Source organism: Eggerthella sp. 1_3_56FAA (assembly GCF_000185625.1).
GTDB lineage: Bacteria > Actinomycetota > Coriobacteriia > Coriobacteriales > Eggerthellaceae > Eggerthella > Eggerthella lenta.
Map to the genome: position 1 here is coordinate 851907 of NZ_GL622579.1, position 24763 is coordinate 876669.

The following is a 24763-nucleotide window of genomic DNA, read 5'->3' on the forward strand; positions in this document are numbered from 1 at the left end:
TATCGGAGGCCTATTGTAGCACGTCAGTAGATGACTCGCCAGAATACAAGCCCTTGAGCTGGGGCGTTCTCCCCCGCAACCCGACGATCGCACGCCTCCAGCACCTCGCCCACCCAATCGGCGTCGCGCTGGCCCTTCCCCACCATCACCAGCGTGCCCACGATGGTGCGCACCATGGAGTGAAGAAACGCGTTGCCCACCACCTTGATGGACATGAGGTTCTCGCCCATCACCGTCTCGGGATGGAAGGAAATCTCGCGCACGTTGCGGTGCGTGGGCTTGCCTTCCGCCGAGGCGGCCATGCAGAAGCTCTTGAAATCGTGCTCGCCCAGCAGATACTGCGCACCTGCTTCCATGGCCGTGATATCGAGGCCGCCGGGGACGAACCACGAGAAGTCCTTCATGAAGATGGGGCACGTGCTGTCCACGCACAGGTGGTAGTGATACTCGCGCGCCTGCGCGTCGAAGCGCGCCGAGAAGCCCAGCTTCTTCGGTTCGACCTCGCGCACGGTGATGGCGTCATGCGTGAGCGCGTTGAGAGAACGGCGCAAGCTGGGCAGCGAGCGTCCTGCGATGTCGCGGTCGTCCACGTCGAAGCTGACCACCTGGCCGAGCGCATGCACGCCCGCATCGGTTCGTCCCGCGCACGTGGTTTCCACATCGCGGCGGAACAGCATGCGCAGGGCATCCTCGAGGTCGCCCTGCACGGTGGTCTGACCCGGCTGACGAGCGAAGCCGCTGAACGGCGCGCCGTTGTACGACAAGGTCAACGCCAGAGTATGGTCGCGCACGGGTTTATCAGCTGCCGCAGTGGCCGCTGCTTCGCGCTTACGCGCGGTGTTTGGGGTGATGGTTTGCGTATTCATAGCCGACATCATAAACGAACACGCCCCCTCTGCGAAGAGGGGGCGCTATCCGCTTGCCAAATTGTTTAAAAGCGCCGCGAAGCTACGTCGTATCGCGCGTTGCCCACCAAGCGAGTTCCGCACGAGCCGAAGGCCCCAGCGGGGCCTTCGAGCGAGCAGGACTGTTTGAGCGACTGGGCAATGCGCGATACGACGCTACGAAGCCCTCCACACCTGCGAACCGAACAGATCCTGGATCTCGGAACGCATGACGGGGCTGCGGGAATCCACCGACACGGGCAGTTCGGCGCGGAACTTGCGGCCATCGCTCTGCTGCACGAGCAGAACCACGCCGTCGCGACCCGGATACGACTTCAAGATGCGGTTGAGCCGCAGCGACTTCGACTGGTCGAAGTCCGAGGACGCAACTTTCAGCTCAAGGTGCGACGGACGCGCATCGGCCTCGTTCAGCTCGATGACCTCCACCTCGAACGCCATGATCTGATTGCCGCGGTCGTTCGCCTCGAACTTGCCCTTCACCTTCACGATGGCGTCTTCCTGGATGGCCTCGGCGTTGTCGTCGTACTTGAAGCAGATGCACTCCACATGGCCCGTCGTGTCCTCCAAGGTGAACGTGGCCATCTTCGTGCCGCGCTTCGTCAGCTTCGTCACCACGTTCGAGATCATGCCCACGAACACCGCGGACTTGATCTCCTTCGTGCGCTCGGCCAAGTCTCCCAGCGAGAACTTGGTCATACGCGCGATGGTGCCCTCGTACGGGCGCAGCGGGTGGTCCGAGACGTAGATCTTCATGATCTCCTTCTCGAACGTCAACAGCTGGCGCTTCGGCCACTCCACGCCGTCCGGTTCCGGAACCTCCTCCTCGAAGCCCGAATCGGGATCGTCGCCGAACAGGTCGAACATCGACACCTGGCCGCTCTCACGATCCTTCTGGCGCTTCGAGGCGCTTTCCAGCAGCGGCGTCTCGTCAACGAAGTACATGAGCTGCTTGCGCGTGTAGCCCGTCGAGTCGAACGCCCCGCCCTTGATGAGCGCTTCCAGCGTCTTGCGGTTGTAGCATTTCGCGTCCAGGCGGTTCACGAAGTCGTGCAGCGACGTGAACGGCCCGTTCGCCTCGCGCTCCTCGATGATGGCCTCGGCCACGTTCGCGCCCACGCCGCGCACGCCCACCAGGCCGAAGCGCACGCCCTCGTCGGTGGGCGTGAACTCGGCGTTGGACGAGTTGATGTCCGGCGGCAACACGGGAATGCCCGAGTGGTTGCAGCTTGCGATGTAGCGGATCAAACGGTCGGTGTTGCCCATGTAGGACGACAGCACGGCCGCCATGAAGTCGTTCGGGTAGTGCGCCTTCAGGTACGCCGTGCGCATGACCAGGATGGCATAGGCGGCCGAGTGCGATTTGTTGAACGCGTACTTAGCGAATTTCTCCGCGTCTTCCCAGATCTGCTTCGCGATTTCCAGCGGATAGCCGTTCTCCACCGCGCCGGTGTTCCAGTCTTCCTGCAACGCGCGCATGACGTCGAGCTTCTTCTTGCCCATAGCCTTGCGCAGCTTGTCGGCCTTGCCCGCCGAGAAGCCGCTCATAGCCATGGATATCTGCATGATCTGCTCTTGGTAGACCATGGTGCCGTACGTCTCCTCCAGGATGGGGCGGAGGCGCTCGTCGTAGTAGTGGATGGAGGTCTTGCCGCTGGCCACCTTGATGTAGTCCTCGACCATGCCGGATTCCAGCGGGCCCGGACGGTTGAGCGCGATCGAGGCGACGATGTCGGAGAAGCGCGTGGGAGGCAGGCGCGCGAACAGGCTGACGTACAACGCGCCCTCCACCTGGAACAGGCCGTCCATATTGCCGGACTGCATGAGCTTGAAGGCGCCCTCGTCGTCGATGGGGATGTCCTCGGGAATCACCTTCGTGCCGAAGCGCTGCTCGATATTGCGGCACGCGATGGTGAGCACGTCGAGCGTGCGCAGGCCGAGGAAGTCCATTTTCAGCAGACCTAGCTCGGGCGTGTAATGGCCGTCGTACTGGGTGATGATGCCGCCGCCCTTGGTGTCGCGCTTCATGGGCACGTGATCGGCCATGGGGTCGCGGCAGATGATGGTGGCGCACGCGTGCACGCCCTCGCCGCGCACGTGGCCTTCGATGGACAGCGCGGCGTCGATGACGGCCTTCACGTCCTCTTCGGTCTCGTAGGCCTTCTTGAGGTCGGGGTTCGTGGCCAGCGCCTTGTCGATGGTGATGCCCAGCTCGTCGCCGATCATCTTCGTGATCTTGTCGCCGGTGCTGTACGGGTAGTCCAGCACGCGCGCGGCGTCGCGCACGGCGTTCTTGGCCTGCAGGGTGCCGAACGTGATGACCTGCGACACGTGATCCTCGCCGTACACGTCCTTGATGTGGTTGATCACTTCTTCGCGACGGCCCTGCTCGAAGTCGACGTCGATATCGGGCATCTCCACGCGCTCGGGCGACAGGAATCGCTCGAACAGCAGGCCGTTGGACAGCGGGTCAAGCGCGGTGATGTCCATGGCGTACGCCACGATGGCGCCTGCGGCCGAACCGCGGCCCGGACCCACGCCGATGCCCTGGCTGCGCGCCCATTCGATGTACTCCTGCACGATGAGGAAGTACGCCGGGAAGCCCTGCTGGATGATGATGCCCATCTCGTAGTCGGCGCGCTCCTGCGCCTCCTGAGGAACAGGATTGCCGTAGTGCTTGACCAAGCCCTCCTGCACGCGCTTGCGGAAGTAGCTTTCCTCGGTCTCGCCCTCGGGCAACGGGAAACGCGGAAGGATAGAGTCGCGCTCCAGCACCACGTTCACCTTCTCGGCCACTTCCACCGTGGTGTCGCAGGCCTCGGGGAAGTCCTTGAGGGCCTCGCGCATCTCCTCCTCGGTCTTCATGTAGAACTGGTCGTTCTCGAAGCGCATGCGGTTGGCGTCGTTGAACGCCGCGCCCGTGCCGATGCACAGCATGTAGTCCTGGGCGCGCGCGTCCTCGCGCGTGAGATAGTGGAAGTCGTTCGTGGCGATGGTCTTGAGGCCGGCGGCCTTGGCCACGTCGGTCAGCATGTGGTTGAGCTCGGTCTGTGTGAACCCGGCATCGGTGCGGATGCCCTGGTTCTGCAGCTCGATGTAGAAATCGCCCGGTTCGAAGCAGCTGGCGAACTTCTTGGCCCATTCGACCGCCTCGTCTACCTGGCGGTTGTCGAGCAGCTTCGGAATGATGCCGGCGATGCAAGCCGACGAGCCGATGATGCCCTTGCCGTACTTCTGCAGCATGCTGAAGGTGGTGCGCGGCTTATAGTAGAAGTTGTCCACGTGCGACTCGCTGACCAGCTTCACCAGGTTGTGGTAGCCCTCGTTCGTCTTGGCCAGCAGCAGCAGGTGGTACAGCTTCGGCTTCGTGTCCTTGCGCAGCTCTTCGTCGGTGGTGAAGTACACCTCGCAGCCGTAGATGGGCTTCACGCGCTTGCCCGTCTCGGCTTCCACCTTGTCGCACATCTCGCACAGCTGCGGAACGCCCGACATCACGCCGTGATCGGAGATGGCCACCGCGGGCATGTCGAGGTCGGCGGCTCTCTTCACCATGTCGTAGATATGAGTGTGGCCGTCGAGCAGGGAATATTCGGTATGGTTGTGCAGGTGGACGAATGCCATATCTTGTGCCTCTTGTCAGTCATGGATGCGCGTCGTGGTATCGATGACATTCTAACAGCATTCGTCGTAAAGCGCCGTCTTCAAACAGCGAACAAACGATGGTTTTTGCGCGAACGCCGCCCGCAGCAGCAGGCGGCGTTCGCAGCGCTCGATCCGCCGCTTACGAGACGCCCGATATGACGCCGCCGCGTATCTGGCAGCCGACGAGCTTGGACTCGCAGTACACGCTCTCGACGTTGAGCGCCCGCCTGACCTTCTCGATAAGGTCGAGGATGGCCTGCTCGTCGCCGTGGGTGCTGTCGAACACGAGCGTGTCGTTCTGCACGACGGTCCCGTCCTCTTTGGCGAAGCCTCCTTCGGCCTCGTACACGGTATAGCCCGACCCCGCCTCGATGAACAGCGGGATGGCGATATCCTTCGCCTCCTCCATGGTGAGCTCCTGCTTGCCGGTGTCTTTGTCGGTGAGGCCGAAGTACAGGCAGTACACCACTTCCTGCCGATCGGTCACGCCGTTGACGAGCGGCTGCGCAGCATCGTCGGACGCCTTCGAAGCGCAGCCCGCGCACAGCACGGCGGCAAGTGTGCCGGCGCACAGGCACGCGCCCAGCTTCTTCCACGTTCTTGCGTTCATACGAACCCCTTTCGTTTAGGATTCGATCTATTGTAGGACGCACCGCTTCGCTCGCGCGCACCGAGTCGTGCCAAAATCGCGCATAACCTGCCCGATTTCGCACGACTCGCCGAGCGCTCGCGCATCCTTCCCCACCTTGGGCGCAAATCGACTCCCATGACAATATCCGGCGGGATCGGACCCTCGGAAGGCGCAGGGGGATTTCGCCACCAGGGATTTTGCATGCCTTCGCGGCGGTAGGCTTCAAAGGAATTGTCATAGGCATCGATTCGCGCCCAAACCGAAAGACTGCGGGAGCCCGACAGACTCCCGCAGGGCGCCGGTAGAGGCTCGACGGCGGAAACGGCGTCGAGGTAAAAATCGAACGGTTTGGTAATCCCACTGATTCGCTTTGTTTTACGGTTCGAGTATCCGACCTGGGGAAACGTTCCCAATCGCACTCGGCGGACTCGAAGCGCCGCAGCCGGGCTCCGCCAGGATTACCAAACCGTTCGATTTTTACCTCGACGCGTGCATTTCGCCGTCAAGCCGGTGTCGGCGGGTGCTGGGGTCGTTCGAGCCCTTAGCCTCGAGCAGACGACAGAAATCCCCGATTGCGCGAAGATCGACGCGCGCCGCCCTCGCATCGCGGCTCCGCAGGGTTCCCTATTCCCCTTCGCCCTCCGTCAGATAGCGCTCGGCTTCGTCCAGATCGATGTACATGCCCTGGGTGACGGGCCGCCCGTCGATGCCCGGAAGATTGCATTGCCGATACAGCACGCGTGCGACGGAGCCGTCGCGCCTGATGAAACGATAGGAGAACGGCTCCGACTCGCCGGTCTCTATCATCTCGACGCTCTTCTTGTACAGATGGTCGAGATCGTCGGGATGCACGATCATTCGAAGGTTGGCTCCAACCTCTCCGTAAAACTGCTCCTTCGTGTAGCCGAGGATGTCGAACATAGCTTGATTCATATAAGTTATCAGCATGTCGCCCGACAAATCGTAGCGAATGATGCCCACGGGCACGACCCCGTAGAATTGATCGAGCGCGGGGCCTTCGTCCAACCGCTCCATATCCATTGCCGCCATCTGCAAGGATCTATGCGAATGCCCCGAACGGTTGACTCGGTCGATCTTCATCTTGGTCAGAAGGACGCCGGCATCAGTTGCCAAACACGACGCACCGAAGTAGAAGACGCCCTGGTAGTCCACGTCTCCGGTGAACACCGCTTCGCCGCTCACCGCGACGAGGTCGCCGGACAGCTCGTTCACCGTGATGGCCTTGTACGCGATGGAGAGCTCCCGGCCGCTCATCGCGCGCTCGAGATGCGCGCGCACCGCGTCGATGCCCGAGAAGCAGCCCTCCTCGAACCGATCCTGCCACTGCACGTCGTCGAAGCAGCAGTCTGCGAACGCATCGAGATCCTGCCTTACGAAGGCATGATCGAACAAGCGCACGATGAACGACCGCGCATCCTCTTTGCGCAGCGGCGAGCGCTTCTGGGGCTCGTGCGCCAGGGCGCGTTCCAGCAAGCCGCCGAACGAAGCCTCGTCGACCGGGCGGCTGAAGAAGAAGCCTTGGGCAATGTCGCACCCGATGCCTTTCACGAACTCGACCTGCTCGGCGGTTTCGATGCCCTCGCAAACCACGACCAGACCCAGCACCTTGGCGATGTTCGCCATCGAGTACACCACGGTCGCGTTGCGGAAGTCGGAAAGGTCGCGCTGGAAGAACAGCTGGTCGATCTTCACTTCGTCGATGGGCAGGTTCTGCAGCATGCCCAGCGACGAGTACCCGCTGCCGAAATCATCCATGGCCACGCTGAAACCGTGCTCGTGCAGCCGCTTCACTTGGCCGATCACGGTGTCGAAATCCTCGACGAACGCGCTTTCCGTGATTTCCGCGCACAGATACGACGGAGGGACGGCGTAGCGGTCGACGATGCCTTTCAACGTGTCGGCGAACGAGTCGTCCAAGAAATGCAAGCGCGAGAAGTTGCAGTTCAGCGGCACGATGACCGCGCCCTTGTCGAGACGGTCGCGCAGGAAGCGGCAGCACTGCTCGAATATGGCCAGATCGAGGTCGACGATGGCGCCGCTGCGCTCGAGCGGCGGGATGAACACGGCGGGGCTGACCAGGCCGCGCGACGGATGCCGCCAGCGCGCGAGCGCTTCGGCCCCCACGATCCGGCCGTTCGAGGGCCTGAACAGGGGCTGGAAGAAGGCTTCGAACTCCCCGCGTTCGAGCGCATCGCCGATCTCGACGGACAGCTCCATCGAAAGCCGCATATCCTCCCGCAGACGCGCGAATTCCGCATCGTCGGTCTCGAACGCGTAGCGGCGGCTCCGGCCGAGCTGCTTCGCCTTGCGCAGCGCCACCTCGGCTTGATGGATGAGGGCCGCCGGCGTCAAGGCAGCTTCCCCGTCCCACGACACGACGCCCGCGCCGGCGGTCAGGCTGACGGACGTGGATTCCCCGGAAGGCCCTTCCCCGTCGATGGTCAGGCGCACGGAGAGCAGATCGCTCGTGAGGCCGTCCAGGACGTCCCGGTCGGCGCCGTCGACGATGGCGAGGTACTCCTCGCTGCCCACGCGTCCCACCATCTCGACGCCGGTCGAGAGGCTCGTCTGCAGATAGCGTCCGAACCGGGCTATGATCGCGTCGCCCACCGCATAGCCGTACGCGTCGTTGAACGACCTGAAATTGTCGATATCGATGACGATGAGGCTGAACGGACGACCCTTCTGGGCAAGGCACCGCTCGATACGACGCTCCAAGCTCGTACGATCCGGCAGCCCCGTCAGCGCGTCATAGCCGTCTTCCTCGCCCTCGATCTGCACGCATCCGGAGGATTCAAAGGACTTCCGACGACTCACGAGCGCTCTCCTTCATCTTTGCGCCGCAGCCCGTCGGCGCACAACGATTTCCCCCTTATCATACCACTCTCGAATCCGAACCTCTCGCATTGTCCGAGACCATCCCTCTTCGGGACGCCAACGCCTCGAAAACATAGCCGGAAAAAAGGAAGAGCCCCGTGCGGGGGCTCTTCCACATCTTGCTCGTCAACCGCAGCGCATCGGCCGTTGCGTTGCCAAGCGACCGAAGCCGCGCGTCTTCGAACGCGTCCGCCTTAAGCCGCTTTGGCGACCCTCAGCTGAACGTCGCACCACGCCTTATCGGCTGCGAGCGTCGTCTTGCGAGCCTCCTCTTCGGAGAGTCCGGACAGCTGCTCCTCGATGCCGGCCAGCTGCTCGCGCACCTGCTCGACATCGATGTCGGCCGCAGGCAGCGCACGATCGGCCAAGATGATGACCTTGTCGTCCGTCACCTCGACGTAACCGCCCTGCAAAGCGTAATGCACGGTCTCGGAGGCGCCGACCGCCTTCACGCGCGCCTCGCCGTCAGCAAGCACCGACACGAGCGGAGCATGGCCTTTCAGAAAGCCCATCTCGCCTTCGACGCCGGGCACGACGACGAGCTCGACCTCATCAGAGACCAGCTTCGCCACCGGCGTCACGATGTCGCATATGAACCCAGCCATTACGAGGCCTTCTTCATCTCTTCGTACGCAGCGTACACGTCTTCGATGGAGCCCTTCATGCGGAAGCACTGCTCGGGGATCTCGTCGCACTCGCCGTCGAGGATGGCGGCGAAGGAGCGGATGGTGTCCTCAAGCTTCACGTACTTGCCCGGCAGGCCCGTGAACTGCTCGGCCACGTGGAAGCACTGGCCGAAGAACTGCTGCGCCTTGCGGGCACGGTTCACGATCTTCTTCTGATCCTCGGACAGCTCGTCCATGCCGAGGATGGCGATGATGTCCTGAAGGTCCTTGTAGTTCTGCAGCAGCTCCTGGATGCCCACGGCCACGCGATAGTGCTCCTCGCCGACGATCTGCGGGTCGAGCGCGCGGGAGGTGGACTCCAGCGGGTCGACTGCCGGGTAGATGCCCAGCTCGGAGATCGAACGGGACAGAACCGTCTTCGCGTCGAGGTGCGTGAACGTCGTGGCCGGCGCAGGGTCGGTCAGGTCGTCGGCGGGCACGTACACGGCCTGCACGGACGTGATGGAGCCGGTGGACGTCGACGTGATGCGCTCCTGCAAGTCGCCCATCTCGGTTGCCAGCGTCGGCTGGTAACCCACGGCAGAGGGCATGCGGCCCAGCAGAGCGGACACCTCGGAGCCGGCCTGCGTGAAGCGGAAGATGTTGTCCACGAACAGAAGCACGTCCTGGCCCTGATCGCGGAAGTACTCCGCCTCGGTGAGGCCCGCGAGACCCACGCGCAGACGCGCTCCCGGAGGCTCGTTCATCTGACCGTACACGAGGCAGGTCTTGTTGATGACGCCCGAGTCGCTCATCTCCAGGTAGAGGTCGGTACCCTCGCGGGTACGCTCGCCCACGCCCGTGAACACCGACGTGCCGCCGTGCTCCTGGGCCAGGTTGTTGATGAGCTCCTGGATGATAACCGTCTTGCCCACGCCGGCGCCGCCGAACAGACCCGTCTTGCCGCCCTTGACGAAGGGCTCGACGAGGTCGATGGCCTTGATGCCGGTCTCGAAGATCTCGGTGGTAGTGGACAGCTCGTCGTAGTCCGGAGCCGGACGGTGGATGGGCATGTAGCCCTTCACCTCGGGCATCGGCTTCTCGTCGACGGGCTCGCCCATGACGTTCCAGATGCGGCCCAGGGTCTCGGGACCCACGGGCATCATGATCGGGTTGCCCGTGTCGACGACCTCGAGGCCGCGGACGAGACCGTCCGTCGAGCTCATGGCCACCGAGCGGACAAGGTTGCCCGGCAGGTGCGTCTCGACCTCGAGCACGAGGTGCAAGTCGCCCGCCAGGGTCTTGGCATCAACCGTCAGCGCGTTGTAAATCGCCGGCAGCTGATCAGGGGGAAATTCGACGTCAACGACAGGGCCGACGATACGCACGATGCGACCGGTAGCGCCCTTGCTGGCCTCGAGCTCCTCCTTCGTAAGCATTTGTTCAGCCATTTAATCCTCCAAAGCCGCTGCGCCACCGACGATCTCGGAAATCTCCGTCGTGATAGCGCCCTGGCGTACGCGGTTATACAATCTAGTCAACGTTTCGAGCACTTCGGTAGCGTTGTCCGTAGCCGACATCATGGCGTTGCGGCGCGCGCCCTGCTCGGCAGCGGCCGAGTCGATGAGCGCATGGTACAGCGTCGTGCGCACATACGCCGGCAGCAAGCGGTCGAGTACGGCCTCGGCGCTGGGCTCGAAGATCACGTCGCCCTCGAGCTTCGCCTCGCCCGCTTCCTGTTGCACGCCTTCGGCGGCCAGCTCGGCATCGAGCGCAGCCGTGTCCACGGGCAGCACGAGCTCCGTGCGCAGCACCTGCTCGGCAGCGTTCTTCGAGTGGTTGTACACGACAAACACCTCGTCGATCGTGCCGTTCTCGTATCCGTCGATGGCGTACGCCGCGACGGACGCGGCCTCCTCCACCGTCGGATCGGCAGAAAGGTCCGTGAACCCGAGCACCGGCTCCACCTTGCGGTAGGTGAAGTACCCGACGGCCTTCTTACCGCAGGCGACGACCTGGACGGACGCGCCTGCGGCCTGCTTTTCCTTCATGAGACGCTCGACGTGCCGCAGCACGTTGCTGTTGAAACCGCCGGCAAGGCCGCGGTCCGACACAACCACGACGAACAGCACGTTCTTCACTTCGTCGTGCTTGCGCAACAGCGCGTTATCGGAGCCACCTACACGCTTGGCAACGTTGGCCAACATTTCGACCATGGATTCGGAGTACGGCGTCGCAGCCGCCACGCGCTCTCCAGCGCGGCGGATCTTCGCGGCCGCCACCATCTCCATGGTGCGCGTGATCTGCTTCGTCGAAGAGACGGAGCCGATACGCCTTTCTATGTCGTGAAGGTTGGGCATAGTCTACCTGCCTTAAGAAGCCGAGGGCGAGAACTGCAGCTTGAAAGCTTCAATAGCGGCGTTCAGGTCGGTTTCGATTTCATCGGTAAACTTCTGCGCCTTCTCGAGGGCCTCGACGATCTCCGGCTTGGAAGCGTGGATGAAGTCGAGGAACTCGCCGCGGAAGCGGACGACGTCGGACACCGGGATGTCGTCGAGGTAGCCATGAGCACCTGCGTAGATGGACATAGCCTGGTCCATGACGGGCATCGGCACGTAACGACCCTGCTTCAGCAGCTCGGTCATGTGGGCGCCGCGGTTCAGCTGGTCCTGGGTCGACTTGTCCAAGTCGCTGCCGAACTGCGTGAACGCCTGCAGCTCGCGATAGGACGCGAGATCGAGGCGCAGCGTGCCGGCAACCTGCTTCATGGCCTTGACCTGCGCGGAGCCGCCGACGCGCGACACCGAGATGCCGACGTTGACCGCAGGGCGCTGACCCTGGAAGAACAGGTCGGTGGACAGGAAGATCTGGCCGTCCGTGATGGAGATGACGTTGGTCGGGATGTAGGCGGACACGTCGCCGGCCTGCGTCTCGATCATGGGCAGCGCCGTGAGCGAGCCCGCGCCGTACTCGTCGGACATCTTGACCGCGCGTTCCAGCAAGCGGGAGTGCAGGTAGAAGATGTCGCCCGGGTACGCTTCGCGTCCCGGCGGGCGGCGCAGCGTCAGCGACATCTGGCGGTACGCCACGGCCTGCTTGGACAGGTCGTCGTAGATGCACAGCACGTGGCGGCCCGGGTTGTCGGCCGTGGCCGGCTGGCCGTTCTCGCCGTTGTACATGAAGTACTCGCCGATGGCGGCGCCCGCCATGGGGGCGATGTACTGCAGCGGAGCGGAGTCGGACGCGGAGGCGTTCACGATGATCGTGTACTCCATCGCGCCGTGCTTCTCCAGCGTCTCCACCAGGCCGGCGACCGTGGACGCCTTCTGGCCGATGGCGACGTAGATGCAGATCATGTCCTTGCCCTTTTGGTTGATGATGGCATCAACCGCAATGGACGTCTTGCCGGTCTGGCGGTCGCCGATGATCAGCTCGCGCTGGCCGCGGCCGATGGGGATCATCGAGTCGATGGCCAGGATGCCGGTCTGCATCGGCTCCTCGACGGGCTGGCGCTGGATGACGCCGGGGGCCTTGAACTCCACCGGGCGCATGCCTTCGGCCTTGATGGGGCCCTTGCCGTCGATCGGCATGCCGAGCGGGTTCACCACGCGGCCGAGCATCTCTTTGCCCGAGGGGATCTCCACGATACGACCGGTGGTCTTCACCTGGTCGTTTTCCTTGATTGCGGTGACGTCACCAAGCAGCACGGCGCCGACTTCGTCCTCTTCGAGGTTCTGGGCCATACCGTAGACGGTCTGGCCGTTGGAACCCACGAACTCGAGGAGCTCGCCCGCCATGGCGTCCTTGAGGCCGTCGACGCGCGCGATACCGTCGCCGATCTGGATGACGGTTCCGACTTCGCGAGATTCGACGCTCGTATTGAGCGCATCGAGCTGCTTGCGCAGTGCCTCGTCAATAGACTGTGCGGTGATTTCAGTCACTAGCATTCACCTCCATCTGTTGATAGTTTGAGCACGTTGCGAGCGCTTTCCAACTGCGACAGGACGCTGGCGTCGATTCGCTTGCCGTTGGCACTCATCAATATGCCGCCGAGCAGGGACTTGTCGATATGCTCGCGCAACACGACGTTCGTTCCCAGGTCGGCCTCAGCTTTCTTCGTAATGACCTCGCGCAGACGATCGTCCAGTTCGACGACGGTCGTGACGTCGACGACGGTGACGTTCAGCTTGCGTTCGAGCTGTTCTCCATAGCTGGCCCATACGCGCGACAGCAACGCGAAGTCCTCGCGCTCGGCCATGACGGCCAGAACGTCGACGAGGACGGGATTGCTGGATGCGAACAGGTTGCGCACCAGCTGACCCCTCTGCTCGGGCGTATAGGAGCTGTCCTCCAAGGCGTCGGAGAGATCCATGTTCGAACGCGCGATGCGCAGGATGCGCTCGGCCTGGTCGCGGACCTCGAGCACGGCGTCTTGACCGCCTGCTTCGTATGCGCCGTCCAGAAGCACGGACGCATACGTCGCGACCTTCTCCTTGAGAATTTGGCGGTTAGTTGGCATTGAAACTGCCCGCCTCGTTCACGTAGCGCTCGATGATCTTGCGGTGCTCGGCATCGTTGAGATCCTCGCCGATCAGGCGAGACGCAACGGAGACGGACAGGTCGGCAACCGAGCCCTGCAGCTCGGAGATGGCGGCCTTCTTCTCCGCTTCGATGGCGTTGTGCGCCTTCTCGATCATCGCGGTGGCCTCGGACTGCGCCTTATCGGTGATGTCGGCCTTCACGGCCTCGCCCGTCTTCTTCGCGTCTGCGACGATCTGGGCGGCCTGGGCTTTGGCATCCTCCAGCTGGCGTTTGTATTCCTCAAGCACGCGCTCGCTTTCGACGCGAGCCTGCTCGGACTTCTCAAGGGAATCCTTGATGGTCATCTCGCGCTTCTCCAGCATGGCCTCGAACTTCGGCCAACCGAACTTGGCCAGAACGATCCAGAGCAGGATGAAGATCACGAGCATGGGGATGAACTCCGCCATGTCGGGCAAGATGGCGCTCAGGCCGCCCGATGACTCTTCTTCAGCCGCGAACGCGAGCGCAGGGAAAGCAAACGTCATGCCGGCGCCGGCAAGCGCGGCAAGCCCGATGCGGGCCGATGTTTCTTTCGCTTTAGCTTTCACGTACGTTACCTCCTATGTAAGCCTTATACGGCACGGTATCCGAATGAGGCTTAGTTACACGATGAAGGTAAGCACGAAGCCGATGAGGCCCAGAGCCTCGGCGAGAGCAGCACCGATGATGAAGTTCGTGAACAGACGACCCTGCAGTTCGGGCTGGCGAGCGGTGGCGACGCAGCAGCCGTAGCAGGCGATGCCGATGCCCAGGCCGGGGCCGATGGTCGACAGGCCGTAGCCCACGAGCTTCAGAGCCGCAAGAGCGAGTGTAATTTCCACAGTTTCCTCCTTTTACCGTTCTCGGGCTTCTCCCGAGAACCATGGACACCTTCTATGTCAACCAGCCGTGGAATAGCCGGTCAAACACCAAACGTTGCCGCGCGCAGGCGCGTGCGCCCTCCCCTTTCGGAAAGGATGCGGGGTCGACCTAGTGGTCGGACGTGGCCAGACCGATGTACACCGCGCTGAGGATGGTGAACACGTAGGCCTGCAGGAACGCAACCAGCACCTCGAGAGCGTACATGGCGAACAGGAACAGCATCCACGCGATGGAGATGCTTCCCACGCCGACGCCCGCGCCCTGGATGGCGGAGCCGATGAACACGCTGGTGAGCAGCGCGAAAATGCCGAGCACCATATGGCCGGCGAACATGTTTCCGTAGAGTCGAACGGCCAGCGTGAGCACGCGCAGCACGGTGGAGAACAGCTCGAGGAACCACACGATGGGAACCATGACCAGCGGCAGGCCCGACGGCGCGAACGACTTGAGGTAGCCGCCCAGACCCTTGGCCTTGATGCCCCAGAAGATGAAGTAGATGAACGAGATGGCCGCGAGCGCCCAGGTGATGCTGATGGACCCCGTGGGGGTCTTGCAGCCGGGGATGAGACCCACGAAGTTGCTGATCAGGATGAAGAAGAACAGCGTGGCCAAGAACGGCAGGTGCTTCTTGTAGCCGTGGCCGATGGCGCTTTCGCCCATGTCCTTCTTCACGAACTCGTAGCCGTACTCCACCATGTTGGTGAACTTGTTCGTGGGGATGATCGTGAGGCGCTTGCTGGCCGCAAGCACGACGACGAGCGTGATGAGGAAGCAGATGAGCATCCACAGCACGTACTGCGTCATGCCGAACGATCCCGACCCGAACACGAAGGCGGAATCGAAAGAATGCTGCAGGTGAGGTACCTGTTCCGCTAGGGATTCAAGAGGATTCACGTGTCTTTACCTTTCCATCTTACTTCCGCACTAGATTGCTGACGCCGAACCCGATAGCCGCGACGGAAAGAGCCACGACCTCGGCAAGAACGAAGGGCAGGACGAACTCGCGCGCGAGGAGCGCGCAGGCGATGGCGGTTACGAAGAGCACAGCGACCGAGAGCAGCACACCTAGAAGAAGGGCACCGGCGTGCCCCAGGTTGCTGGTGTCGGTCACTCGTCTCGTCATACGCAAGCCGGCGAACAGCGGAGCGAACCCCGCAGCGCCCGCGAGCGCCCCCAGAACGATTGCTACTGCCATGTCCCACTTTCTTCTTGACCGTCGAGCGCACAAGTACGCATCCTACCAAGCCGACTCGTATGATAACGGAACTTCACGTTCGGCTGACGGCAGGGTTACAAAAACTTACAAAATTTGGGTGAGTGGAAGAATAAACCGGCCAAAAAACTGCATAAAGCGCGGGGGAACGGTAAGCGAAACCGTATATTCTCCAAGCGGAAAAGGACAGGAATGAGACAGGGGGACGGGGCTAGTGGCTCATTTTACGTCAGGAGGGCGTGTCAAATCACCCGTCCCCCTGACACGCCCGTCCCCTATCCCATTCCCCTATCTCGTTTACAGGTCGAACACGCGCAGCTTCATGCCGGCTTCCTCGAGCATGGACATGGCCAGCTCGTCCGGGTACGGGTTCTGGTAGACGATCTCGTCGATGCCGGCGTTGATGAGCATCTTGGCGCACACGATGCACGGCTGCGTGTTGACGTAGATGGACGCCCCCGTGATGTTGATGCCGTAGCGCGCCGCCTGGATGATGGCGTTCTGCTCGGCATGCAGGCCGCGGCAGATCTCGTGGCGCTGGCCGCTGGGCACGCCGAGCTGCTGACGCAGGCAGCCGGTCTCGGCGCAATGGCGCATGCCGGTAGGCACGCCGTTGTAGCCGGTGGCCAGTATGCGGCGGTCCTTCACGATGACGGCCCCTACGGCGCGGCGCATGCACGTGGTGCGCGTGGCGACCTCGTTCGCCAGCGTCATGAAGTACTCGTCCCAGCTGGGGCGATGGTCGAGTGGTTCCATTGCTTACCTCTTTCAACCTGCGCGACCGGGTGGGCGGCGGCGCAACGCCCAGTCGCTCGGACAGTCCTCGCTTCGCTGCGGAACTCGCTTGGTGGGCGCCGCGCCGCCGCTCACCCTTCAAGGTTATCGAAACCGCCAAGCCGAAAACACCGGCCCCGCTCCCAAGCCAACAGCCATTCTGCGGGCGATCTTCAGAAAGGGAGATCCTACCTGCGGCTTTTCTGTTACTTGGTGCCGAAAATCCTGTCGCCGGCGTCGCCGAGGCCGGGGACTATGTAGGCATGTTCGTTCAGGCATTCGTCGATGGCGCAGGTGTAGATCTGCACGTCCGGGTCGGCGGACAGCACGGCCTCGATGCCGACGGGCGCCGCCACGAGCACGACGAGCTTGATGTTCTTCACGCCGAGCTTTCGCAGATAGTGGATGGCCGCCGTGGCCGAACCGCCCGTGGCCAGCATCGGGTCCACCACCAGCACGTCGCGCTGGGAGATGCTGTCGGGGAGCTTCGCGTAGTACTCGTGCGGCTCATGGGTTTCGGGGTCGCGGTACATGCCGAGGTGTCCGACGAACGTGGAGGGCATGAGCTCCTGCAGCCCCTCAACCATGCCGAGGCCCGCGCGCAGGATGGGGACGATGACCATCTTCTTGCCGGCCACCTGCTTGCACGCAGCCTTGCAGATGGGCGTTTCAACCTCGACGTCCTCAAGCGCCAGATCGCGCGTGGCCTCGTAGCCCTCGAACATGGCAAGCTCGCGCACGAGGGCGCGGAAGTCCTTCGACGACGTGTTCTTGTTGCGCAGCTTGGACAGCTTGTGCTGGACCATCGGGTGGTCGACGACGGTGACGCGGTCGTAGTGCATGGGATAAGCCTTCTTTCTTGCGATCCGGTTCGGGAACTAGTAATCGAGCTCGGGATACAAAGGGTGCGCGGCAAGGAGGGCGTCCACCTTCGCACGCACATCGGCGAGCTTCGCCTCGCTCTCGGCGTTGAACACCGTGGCGGCGATGAGCTGGCCCACCTCGTAGAAGTCGTCGGCCGTGAAGCCGCGCGTGGTGGCCGCAGCGCTGCCCACGCGGATGCCGCTCGTGACGAACGGGCTGCGCGGCTCGTTGGGGATGGAGTTCTTGTTCACCGTGAGGCCCACGCTCTCCAACAGCTTTTCGGCATCCTTGCCGGTGACGTCGGCCGGCGTGAGGTCCACGAGGCACAGGTGGTTGTCGGTGCCGCCGGACACGAGGCGCAAACCGCCGTCCATCATGCCCTGCCCCAGCGTGCGCGCGTTCTCCACCACGTGGTCGATGTACTCCTTGTAGGCGGGCTGCATGGCCTCTCCGAACGCCACGGCCTTGCCGGCGATGACGTGCATGAGCGGGCCGCCCTGCGAGCCGGGGAACACGGCCTTGTCGATGCGCTTGGCGATGTCCTCGTCGTTGGACAGGATGAAGCCGCCGCGCGGGCCGCGCAGGGTCTTGTGGCTGGTGGACGTCACCACGTCGGCATGCGGAACGGGGCTGGGATGCGCGCCTGCGGCCACGAGGCCGGCGATGTGAGCCATGTCCACCATGAAGTACGCATCCACCTCGCGCGCGATGGCGGCCATGCGCTCGAAGTCGATGACGCGCGGATAGGCGCTGGCGCCGCCCACGATGAGCTTGGGGCGCACTTCCTTGGCGATACGCTCCACCTCGTCGTAGTCGATGGTCTCGGTCTGGGCGTCCACGCCGTAGCTGGCGAAGTCGTAGTGGCGGCCGCTGAAGTTCACCGGCGAGCCGTGCGTGAGATGGCCGCCCTCGGCCAGGCTCATGCCCAGCACCGTGTCGCCCAGCTCGATGAGCGCCTCGTACGCGCCCAGGTTCGCGTTCGCGCCGCAATGGGGCTGCACGTTGGCGAAGTTCGAGCCGAACAGCTGGCAGGCGCGCTCGCGCGCGAGGTCCTCCACGAGGTCGACCTTCTCGCAGCCGCCGTAGTAGCGCTTGCGGGGATAGCCCTCGGCGTACTTGTTCGTGAGCACGCTGCCCACGGCTTCCATGACGGCGGGCGACGTGAAGTTCTCCGAAGCGATGAGCTCGACGGAGTCGCGCTCGCGCGTAAGCTCCTGGCGCATGGCATCGGCGACGGCGGGATCGGTCTGGGATACGTACTGGAGGGCCATGGTGTTCCTTTCGATGAGGGCGAGGCGAAGCGATCATGCTAGCACAGCGCGATCCGCGCTGCGCGCGTGCGGGCTATTCGTTTTCGAGAGCGGCGATCTTCTCGACGCGACCTGCATGACGACCGCCGCCGAAGGAGGTGGAGACGAAAGCGTCGAGGATCTCGCGGTTCACGGACTCGTCGATGAAGCGACCCGAGACGGCTACGACGTTCGCGTCGTTGTGCTCGCGCGCGAGGGCGGCGAACAGCGGACTGGTGACGTTGGCGGCGCGGATCCCGTCGATCTTGTTGGCGGCCACGGCCATGCCGATGCCCGTGCCGCACACGAGCACGCCGCGCTCGGCCATGCCGTCGACCACATCGTGCGCCACGCGCGCCGCATAGTCGGGATAGTCGACGCGGTCGTCGCAGTCGGGGCCGCGGTCGATCACGTCGTGGCCCTTGGAGGCCAGGTAGCCGACCAGCGCCTGCTTCTGCTCGAAGCCCGCATGGTCGCTTGCAATGCTGATCTTCATGTGAGGTTCCCTTCCTCTTCTCTTTCGTCACGTGACGGCTGGCGCCGCACGGGATCTTTCCCTAAAGGACTGGCTTTGCGTCGGAACTTCGCTCCTTCGGCGCTCCGCTCAGGATGACAGGGCGTCCGACATCGTGCGCTTCACGGCGCGAGCCCAGCCTTCCAGCAGCTTCGCGTGGCGCTCGTCCTCCATGCCCGGCTCGTACACGTCGTCCGAAGAGCGTAGGGCGCACAGGGCTTCCGCGTCCTTCCAGAACCCGGTGGCGAGCCCTGCGAGGAACGCGGCGCCGAGCGCGGTCGTCTCGGCATTCTGCGGGCGGCGCAGCGGCGTGCGCAAGATATCGCTTTGGAACTGCATGAGAAAATCGTTCGCGGACGCGCCGCCGTCCACGTTGAGCACGCTCAAGCGCACCCCCGCGTCGGCCTCCATAGCCACCGCGAGGTCGTGCACTTGGTAGGCCAGCGACTCCAGCGCGGCGCGCACGATGTGCGCCCGGCCGGTTCCGCGCGTGAGCCCGTAGATGGCGCCGCGCGCATCGGCGTCCCAATAGGGTGCGCCCAAGCCGGTGAACGCGGGCACCACGTACACGCCGTCGGTGCTGCTCACGCTACGGGCGATGGCCGAGGTCTCGGCCACGTCGTCGATGACGCCCATGTCGTCGCGCAGCCACTGCATGAGCGCGCCGGCCATGAACACGCTGCCCTCGAGCGCGTACTCGGGGCCGGCACCCGGACCCGAGGCGGCGATGGTGGTGATGAGGTTGTTCGTGGAGCGGCACGCTTCGCCGCCGGTGTGCATGAGCAGGAAGCAGCCGGTGCCGTACGTGTTCTTCGCCTGGCCCGGCTGGAAGCAGCACTGTCCGAACAGAGCCGCCTGCTGGTCGCCCGCCACGCCGCAGATGGGCACGTTCGGCACGATGCCCGCGGAAGCCGTGCGGCCGAACTCCCCCGACGAAGGGAGCACCTCGGGAAGCAGGGACTCCGGGATGCCGAACAGGTCGAGCAGCCACGGATCCCAGCGCAGCTCGTGGATGTTGTACAGCATGGTGCGGCTGGCGTTCGTCACGTCGGTGGCGTGTACCTTGCCCTGGGTGAGCGTCCAGATGAGCCACGTGTCGACGGTGCCGAAGGCCAGCTTGCCGGCTTCGGCGTCTTCGCGCGCGCCTTCCACGTGGTCGAGGATCCACTTGATCTTGCTGGCGGAGAAGTAGGCGTCGGGCACGAGGCCCGTCTTGTCGGCGATGATGCGCGCCGTCTGCGGGTCGGCCGTCAGCTCGTCGATGATGGGGGCCGTGCGGCGGCACTGCCACACGATGGCGTTCATCACGGGCTCCCCCGTTTCGCGGTTCCACACCACGGTGGTCTCGCGCTGGTTCGTGATGCCGATGCTGTCGATGTCCTTTGCGCCCAGGTTGTGCGCCACCAGAAGCTCGGTGAGCGCGCCCAGCTGCGACGACAGGATGTCGCGCGGGTCGTGCTCCACCCAGCCGGGCTGGGGGTAGACTTGCGGGAACGGGTTCTGCACCGCATCGACGACGCATCCGTTCGCGTCGACGAGCATGGCGCGCGACGAGGTGGTACCCTGGTCGAGCGCTACGACGTACTTTGGCATGCATGCTCCTCAATCCAACCGACCACCTCAGTATAAACCTGAGCCCGCCCCGGTTCGTTGAGGATTTCGTGGCGCATGCCCTCGTACAGCTTCACCTCCACATCCCGCACACCGGCGCGGCGCAACAGGTCGGCCGCCGCACGCACGCCCTTGCCGCACGCGCCCACCGGGTCCTCGGCGCCGGCGACGAACAGCACGGGCAATCCCTTCGGCACCTTCGCCGCGCACGACGGCGACACCACCTCGCCCGTGAGGTCGGTGAGCGTGGCGTAGCCGCCGACGGAGAACATGGCGCCGCACAGCTCGTCGGCGATGTAGGCGTCCACGACGGCCGGATCGGTGCAGACCCAGTCGTGCGGCGTGCGCGGGTTCTCGATCTGCTTGGCGAACGCGCCCACGCCCATGCCGTCCAGAAGCTTGCTGCGGTAGTCGGCGCCCTTCGTCTTCGCGAGGAAGCGCGCCAGCGCGTTGCCCGCCTTCGACAGGACGAGGGGCTGTTGGCCCGTGCCGCAGATGACGGCCGCCGCCACGTCCTCGCCGTGGCGCGCCAGGTAGGCGCGCGTGACGAAGCTTCCCATGGAATGGCCGAACATGATGTAAGGGGTTTGGCGGGAGTAGCGGGCGGTGACGGTCTTGCGCAGTTCGTGGACGTCCTCGATGAGCGTCTCCTTGCCGTCGACGGGCAGGCAGCCAAGCTCGTCTGCGCTGGCCACGCTCTTGCCGTGGCCGATGTGATCGGCGGCGCACACCACGAAGCCCTGTTCCACGAGGAAGCGCGCGAACTCGTCGTAGCGGCCCACATGCTCCACCATGCCGTGGACGATCTGAATGACGCCGCGCGGCGCGACACGGCGGCTGCCCCTCGTGCGCTCGGGCTCCCACACGAGGCCTTTGATGGTGGACGTTCCGTCATGAGACAAAAAGCCGATCGGCGCGACTGCGACCGTTGTATCCATACAAATCCCCTCCCCAGGAGTTTTCAACCATTATACCCAAGCGCGGCTCGCTCGGAGGGAAGCGTTACGCGAACGTCGACGCCGAGCCGGGCGCGTTCGGCAAGGCGGAAGGCTCAAGGAGGCTTGAGGAGGCGAGGGAAACGAGGGTGGAGCTTGGGAGCCGTCGCCTTGCTGGCACAGATTCACCGTTATGCACGATTTTTTCCTGATGCGAAAAATCTGACCTGGGGTTTTATGCGCACGCACTGAAATCATGCGCCGAAAATCGTGCGGTGAATCTGTGCCAAAAAAGAGGGGCGTGTGGGCAGGGAGGGCGGATGCGGAGAGCGCGCCGACCGCCGCGGCGGCGGCCGAGAGACTACCTCACCGCGCGGATATCGGCTTCAGCGACGGCGCCTTCGCGGAGAATGCGCGGGGGGTTTACGGTGCAGTCGAGGACGGTGGACGCCACGCCGCTCTTATCGTCGTCGGTGTCGTCGGGCACCACCACGCCGACGCGAGCGGCGAGGCGGGGGTCGAGCGCGTCGAAGGCCCCCGGCGCTTGCAGACCCGAGATGTTCGCGGACGTGGTGGCCAGCGGGCAGCCGACCGCCTCGATGAGCTCGAGGCCCGTATCGTTGTCGGGCATGCGCAGGCCGATGGAGCCCGCCGCCGAGCGGAAGGCCGCAGGCACGGCGTCGCCGGCTTCCACGATAAGCGTGAGGGGGCCCGGCCAGTACGCTCGTGCCAGACGTCGGGCCAGGTCGGGCACGTGCGCTCCGTAGCGATCGAGGTCGTCGACGCCGCCCACGAGCCAGGAGACGGGCTTGCCGCGGTCGCGCTCCTTCAGATCGTAGAGCGCCTCGGGGCTCGCCGCCGCCTCGACGGACACGCCCAGGCCGTACACCGTCTCGGTGGGAAAGATGACCGCCTCGCCGCGCTTGAGGGCGGCGACGGCTTCGCGCTTCGAGCTGGACAGTGGCGGCATGGGAGCTCCCTTCTTCGATGATCGGGAGGCATTGTAGCACGCGCACGGCCGCCGCGCCGCAATCGGCGGCATCCGTCAGATCAGCGCGTACTTCCTCTTGATGCGCTCGAGCTTTTTCCGCCAGGGAACGTAGAGCGCCGCGAGGAACACGACGGTGGCCACGCCATGCGTCGCGTCGAACGGCAGCGCGGCGCCGAACGCGACGAGCGCGGCCGGCCAGGAGAACGGCTGCACGAAGCCGATGACGTACCACCCGTTCAGCAGCAGGCCGTACAGCAGGGCCGACAGGAACCCGTAAGCGTACAGCACGGGCAGCCGGTCGAGCCAGCCACGGTCGGCCAGGACGCCGGCCAGGTAGCCTACGAGGCCCCAAGCGTACATCTGCCACGGCGTCCACGGCCCTTGGCCGAAGAAGAAGTTGGACACGAGCGCCGCGAGCGCGCCCACCAGAAAGCCGCTGCGGCGGCCGAACACGGCTCCCGCGAGGATGCAGATGGCCGACACCGGCTTGAAGTCGGGAACGGGAGCGAACAGCATGCGACCTGCCGCCGCAAGAGCCGCCAACACCACGGTCGGCATGATCTGGCGCAACGCCGGGCGCGAGGCCTCGAAGCTGGCGAAGAACACGCCCACCGCCGCGAAGGCCACGACCACGGTGAGCAGCGCGCCCTGCTCCACCTGGAAGTACGCGCACACGCCCAGCACGAGAGGCACGGCGGCGAGCGCCGGCACCTCGAGCAGCGCGAGGAGGCGCGCCGCCGCGCGGGAAGGCGGGCGCGTCACGAGCGTTCCTCGCGCCACAGCCGGGAGAACGCATCCTCGGTCGGGCGGTAGAACAGGTTGCCCGCGAAGAACGCGGCGGCCGGCTCGGTGCACACGGCCTCCCCGTCGAACAGCATGGTGGCGGCATCGGCGACGAGCGCGGCGAACGTCAGGTCGTGCGTGGCGAGGACGACGGTCGCCCCGGCCTGCGCGAGATCGCGCAGGGTGCGGGCGACCAGCAGCTTCGACGGCGCGTCGAGCCCCTTCGTCGGCTCGTCGAGCAGCAGCAGGTCGGGATCGGCCAGCAGCAGCTTCGCGAACGCGAGCAACTGCTGCTGGCCGCCCGACAGATCATAAGGATGGTTGGAGACGCGCGCGTCCAGACCGAAGCGCGCGAGAACGCCATCGATCGCAGCGTTGTCGTAGCCGCAGTTCGCCTGCCACTCGCGCAGCTCCTCGGCCACCGTATCGCACACGAAGAGGGTTTTCGGATCCTGCGGGAGCAGCGCCTGGCGCGCGGCCAGGCAGTTCTCAACGCGGCCGCGCTCCGGCTTGACGACCCCGGCGATGGCACGCAGCAGCGTGGACTTGCCGCAGCCGTTGCCGCCTACGACGGCGTGGATGCTGCCGGCGGTGACGCGCAGATCGCAGCCGCGCAGAACCCAGTCGGCATCGCGTGCGTAGCGCAGATGGATGTCGTGCAACGAGACGGCGTATGCGGCTTCATCATCCTGAGCGGAGGCGGGCGCCACCGGGACGGATTCGGAACGACGGAGGGCCGACACCCCGGCGCGCGGTTCGAAGCGGCGGATCAGCGTGCCCTCTCGCAGCTCCACCATGTCCGTCGCGTACTCGGCCATCGCCTCGGGGGCGTGGGTGGCCACGACGACGGTGATGCCCAGCTCGCGGTTCACGCGAAACAGAGCGTGCAGGAAGTTCTTCTCGGCCACGGGATCGAGCTGGGCGGTGGGCTCGTCAAGCAGCAGCAGGCGCGGCTGCATCGCCAGCGTGCCGGCCAACGTGGTCATCTGCTTCTGGCCGCCCGACAGCTCGGCGACGGAGCGGCGGAACCACGGCTCTATGCCGAAGAAGTGAGCGACCTCGGCCACGCGGCGGCGCATCTCGTCCTGTTCCACGCCGAGGTTCTCCAGCCCGAACGCCAGCTCGTGCCACACGCTGTCGCACACGATCTGGTTCTCGGGACTCTGCGCCACGTAACCCACCGTCGCGGCGGCCTCGCGCGCATCCAGCTTTTCCACGGATCGTCCGAACACCTGCAGCGAGCCCGCGCGCGCTCCAACCGGCGCGATGGCCGGCTTGCAGCTACCGAGCAGCGTGGTCTTGCCGCTGCCCGTGGCGCCCACCAGAAGCTGGAACGCGCCCTCCTCCACCGCCCAATCGAGCGGGCCGATGCCGGCCGTCGACTCAGGGTAGCGAAACGAGAAACCGCGCGCCTCGATCGCCTTCACGCTCGCCATCTCAGATGCTCCTTCGCGGTGATCGCAAGCGGCAGGCACGCGAACAGCGCGTACGGCAGATAGTTCCACCAAGGCGCGAGCCCGCCGATCGTCGGATAGAAACGGAATTGCGCGCATGCCGCCCAGGCGGCGGCTGCGGCCAGCAACGCGAGCGCGCCGCCGAAGACGAGCGCCGCGGCGTCGAAGCGACGGAACCGGTAGCGCGCGTACGTGGTGCGCCGCGCGGCGGCCCC

The 24763-nt window shown here is 64.6% G+C and carries 22 protein-coding genes and 1 pseudogene; all 23 read right to left on the reverse strand.

Features of this window, described 5'->3' with window-relative positions; all coding sequences use genetic code 11:
• Nucleotides 1-23 precede the first annotated feature (23 nt).
• The gene (truA, locus tag HMPREF1023_RS03720) at nucleotides 24-791 is read right to left on the reverse strand and encodes a tRNA pseudouridine(38-40) synthase TruA (RefSeq protein WP_015760370.1); all 768 of its coding nucleotides are present in this window, start codon (nucleotides 789-791) and stop codon (nucleotides 24-26) included.
• Nucleotides 792-1061: 270 nt separating this feature from the next.
• Nucleotides 1062-4523, reverse strand: coding sequence for a DNA polymerase III subunit alpha (gene dnaE / locus HMPREF1023_RS03725; RefSeq protein ID WP_009304816.1), 3462 nt, complete (start codon nucleotides 4521-4523; stop codon nucleotides 1062-1064).
• Between the two features lie 160 nt (nucleotides 4524-4683).
• A complete protein-coding gene (locus HMPREF1023_RS03730; protein WP_009304817.1) occupies nucleotides 4684-5154 on the reverse strand; it encodes a hypothetical protein in 471 nt (156 codons plus the stop codon).
• Nucleotides 5155-5799: 645 nt separating this feature from the next.
• On the reverse strand, nucleotides 5800-8013 hold the full coding sequence (locus HMPREF1023_RS03735) for an EAL domain-containing protein (RefSeq protein WP_050784804.1): 2214 nt from the start codon (nucleotides 8011-8013) through the stop codon (nucleotides 5800-5802).
• A gap of 254 nt (nucleotides 8014-8267) precedes the next feature.
• Nucleotides 8268-8678: an ATP synthase F1 subunit epsilon gene (gene atpC / locus HMPREF1023_RS03740; protein ID WP_009304819.1), complete on the reverse strand. Its 411-nt coding sequence runs from the start codon at nucleotides 8676-8678 to the stop codon at nucleotides 8268-8270.
• Nucleotides 8678-10117: a F0F1 ATP synthase subunit beta gene (gene atpD, locus HMPREF1023_RS03745; protein WP_343085337.1), complete on the reverse strand. Its 1440-nt coding sequence runs from the start codon at nucleotides 10115-10117 to the stop codon at nucleotides 8678-8680. Before atpD ends, atpC begins: the two co-directional genes overlap by 1 nt.
• 12 nt (nucleotides 10118-10129) lie before the next feature.
• Nucleotides 10130-11038: an ATP synthase F1 subunit gamma gene (gene atpG / locus HMPREF1023_RS03750; protein ID WP_009304821.1), complete on the reverse strand. Its 909-nt coding sequence runs from the start codon at nucleotides 11036-11038 to the stop codon at nucleotides 10130-10132.
• A 12-nt stretch (nucleotides 11039-11050) separates the two neighbouring features.
• A complete protein-coding gene (gene atpA / locus HMPREF1023_RS03755) occupies nucleotides 11051-12625 on the reverse strand; it encodes a F0F1 ATP synthase subunit alpha (RefSeq protein ID WP_156996442.1) in 1575 nt (524 codons plus the stop codon).
• Nucleotides 12619-13197 carry an ATP synthase F1 subunit delta gene (gene atpH, locus HMPREF1023_RS03760; RefSeq protein WP_009304823.1) on the reverse strand — a complete coding sequence of 193 codons (579 nt, stop codon included), beginning with the start codon at nucleotides 13195-13197 and terminating at the stop codon, nucleotides 12619-12621. The genes atpA and atpH overlap by 7 nt, the downstream gene beginning before the upstream one ends.
• Entirely contained in the window at nucleotides 13187-13807 is a 621-nt protein-coding gene (gene atpF, locus HMPREF1023_RS03765) for a F0F1 ATP synthase subunit B (RefSeq protein WP_009304824.1), read from the reverse strand. Before atpF ends, atpH begins: the two co-directional genes overlap by 11 nt.
• A gap of 54 nt (nucleotides 13808-13861) precedes the next feature.
• Complete coding sequence (gene atpE, locus HMPREF1023_RS03770; protein WP_009304825.1) at nucleotides 13862-14080, reverse strand: ATP synthase F0 subunit C; 219 nt, start codon at nucleotides 14078-14080, stop codon at nucleotides 13862-13864.
• Between the two features lie 148 nt (nucleotides 14081-14228).
• Nucleotides 14229-15014, reverse strand: coding sequence for a F0F1 ATP synthase subunit A (atpB, locus tag HMPREF1023_RS03775; RefSeq protein ID WP_009304826.1), 786 nt, complete (start codon nucleotides 15012-15014; stop codon nucleotides 14229-14231).
• A gap of 19 nt (nucleotides 15015-15033) precedes the next feature.
• Nucleotides 15034-15315 (reverse strand): hypothetical protein, encoded by a 282-nt coding sequence (locus tag HMPREF1023_RS03780; RefSeq protein ID WP_009304827.1) that lies wholly within the window; start codon nucleotides 15313-15315, stop codon nucleotides 15034-15036.
• Nucleotides 15316-15630: 315 nt separating this feature from the next.
• Nucleotides 15631-16089, reverse strand: coding sequence for a cytidine/deoxycytidylate deaminase family protein (locus tag HMPREF1023_RS03785; RefSeq protein WP_009304828.1), 459 nt, complete (start codon nucleotides 16087-16089; stop codon nucleotides 15631-15633).
• Nucleotides 16090-16313: 224 nt separating this feature from the next.
• Nucleotides 16314-16949 carry a uracil phosphoribosyltransferase gene (upp, locus tag HMPREF1023_RS03790; protein ID WP_009304829.1) on the reverse strand — a complete coding sequence of 212 codons (636 nt, stop codon included), beginning with the start codon at nucleotides 16947-16949 and terminating at the stop codon, nucleotides 16314-16316.
• A 36-nt stretch (nucleotides 16950-16985) separates the two neighbouring features.
• A complete protein-coding gene (glyA, locus tag HMPREF1023_RS03795; RefSeq protein WP_009304830.1) occupies nucleotides 16986-18242 on the reverse strand; it encodes a serine hydroxymethyltransferase in 1257 nt (418 codons plus the stop codon).
• A gap of 73 nt (nucleotides 18243-18315) precedes the next feature.
• Nucleotides 18316-18756, reverse strand: coding sequence for a ribose 5-phosphate isomerase B (rpiB, locus tag HMPREF1023_RS03800; RefSeq protein ID WP_009304831.1), 441 nt, complete (start codon nucleotides 18754-18756; stop codon nucleotides 18316-18318).
• 108 nt (nucleotides 18757-18864) lie between these two features.
• Nucleotides 18865-20367, reverse strand: coding sequence for a glycerol kinase GlpK (gene glpK / locus HMPREF1023_RS03805; RefSeq protein ID WP_009304832.1), 1503 nt, complete (start codon nucleotides 20365-20367; stop codon nucleotides 18865-18867).
• Entirely contained in the window at nucleotides 20349-21323 is a 975-nt protein-coding gene (locus HMPREF1023_RS03810) for an alpha/beta hydrolase (RefSeq protein ID WP_009304833.1), read from the reverse strand. Before HMPREF1023_RS03810 ends, glpK begins: the two co-directional genes overlap by 19 nt.
• Before the next feature lie 358 nt (nucleotides 21324-21681).
• Nucleotides 21682-22290 carry an L-threonylcarbamoyladenylate synthase gene (locus HMPREF1023_RS03815; RefSeq protein WP_009304834.1) on the reverse strand — a complete coding sequence of 203 codons (609 nt, stop codon included), beginning with the start codon at nucleotides 22288-22290 and terminating at the stop codon, nucleotides 21682-21684.
• Between the two features lie 75 nt (nucleotides 22291-22365).
• Complete coding sequence (locus HMPREF1023_RS03820) at nucleotides 22366-23073, reverse strand: ECF transporter S component (protein WP_009304835.1); 708 nt, start codon at nucleotides 23071-23073, stop codon at nucleotides 22366-22368.
• A complete protein-coding gene (locus HMPREF1023_RS03825) occupies nucleotides 23070-24530 on the reverse strand; it encodes an ABC transporter ATP-binding protein (protein WP_009304836.1) in 1461 nt (486 codons plus the stop codon). Before HMPREF1023_RS03825 ends, HMPREF1023_RS03820 begins: the two co-directional genes overlap by 4 nt.
• Nucleotides 24518-24763, reverse strand: a pseudogene (locus tag HMPREF1023_RS03830) (hypothetical protein); the annotation flags it as partial. The gene HMPREF1023_RS03825 and the pseudogene HMPREF1023_RS03830, both read right to left, overlap by 13 nt.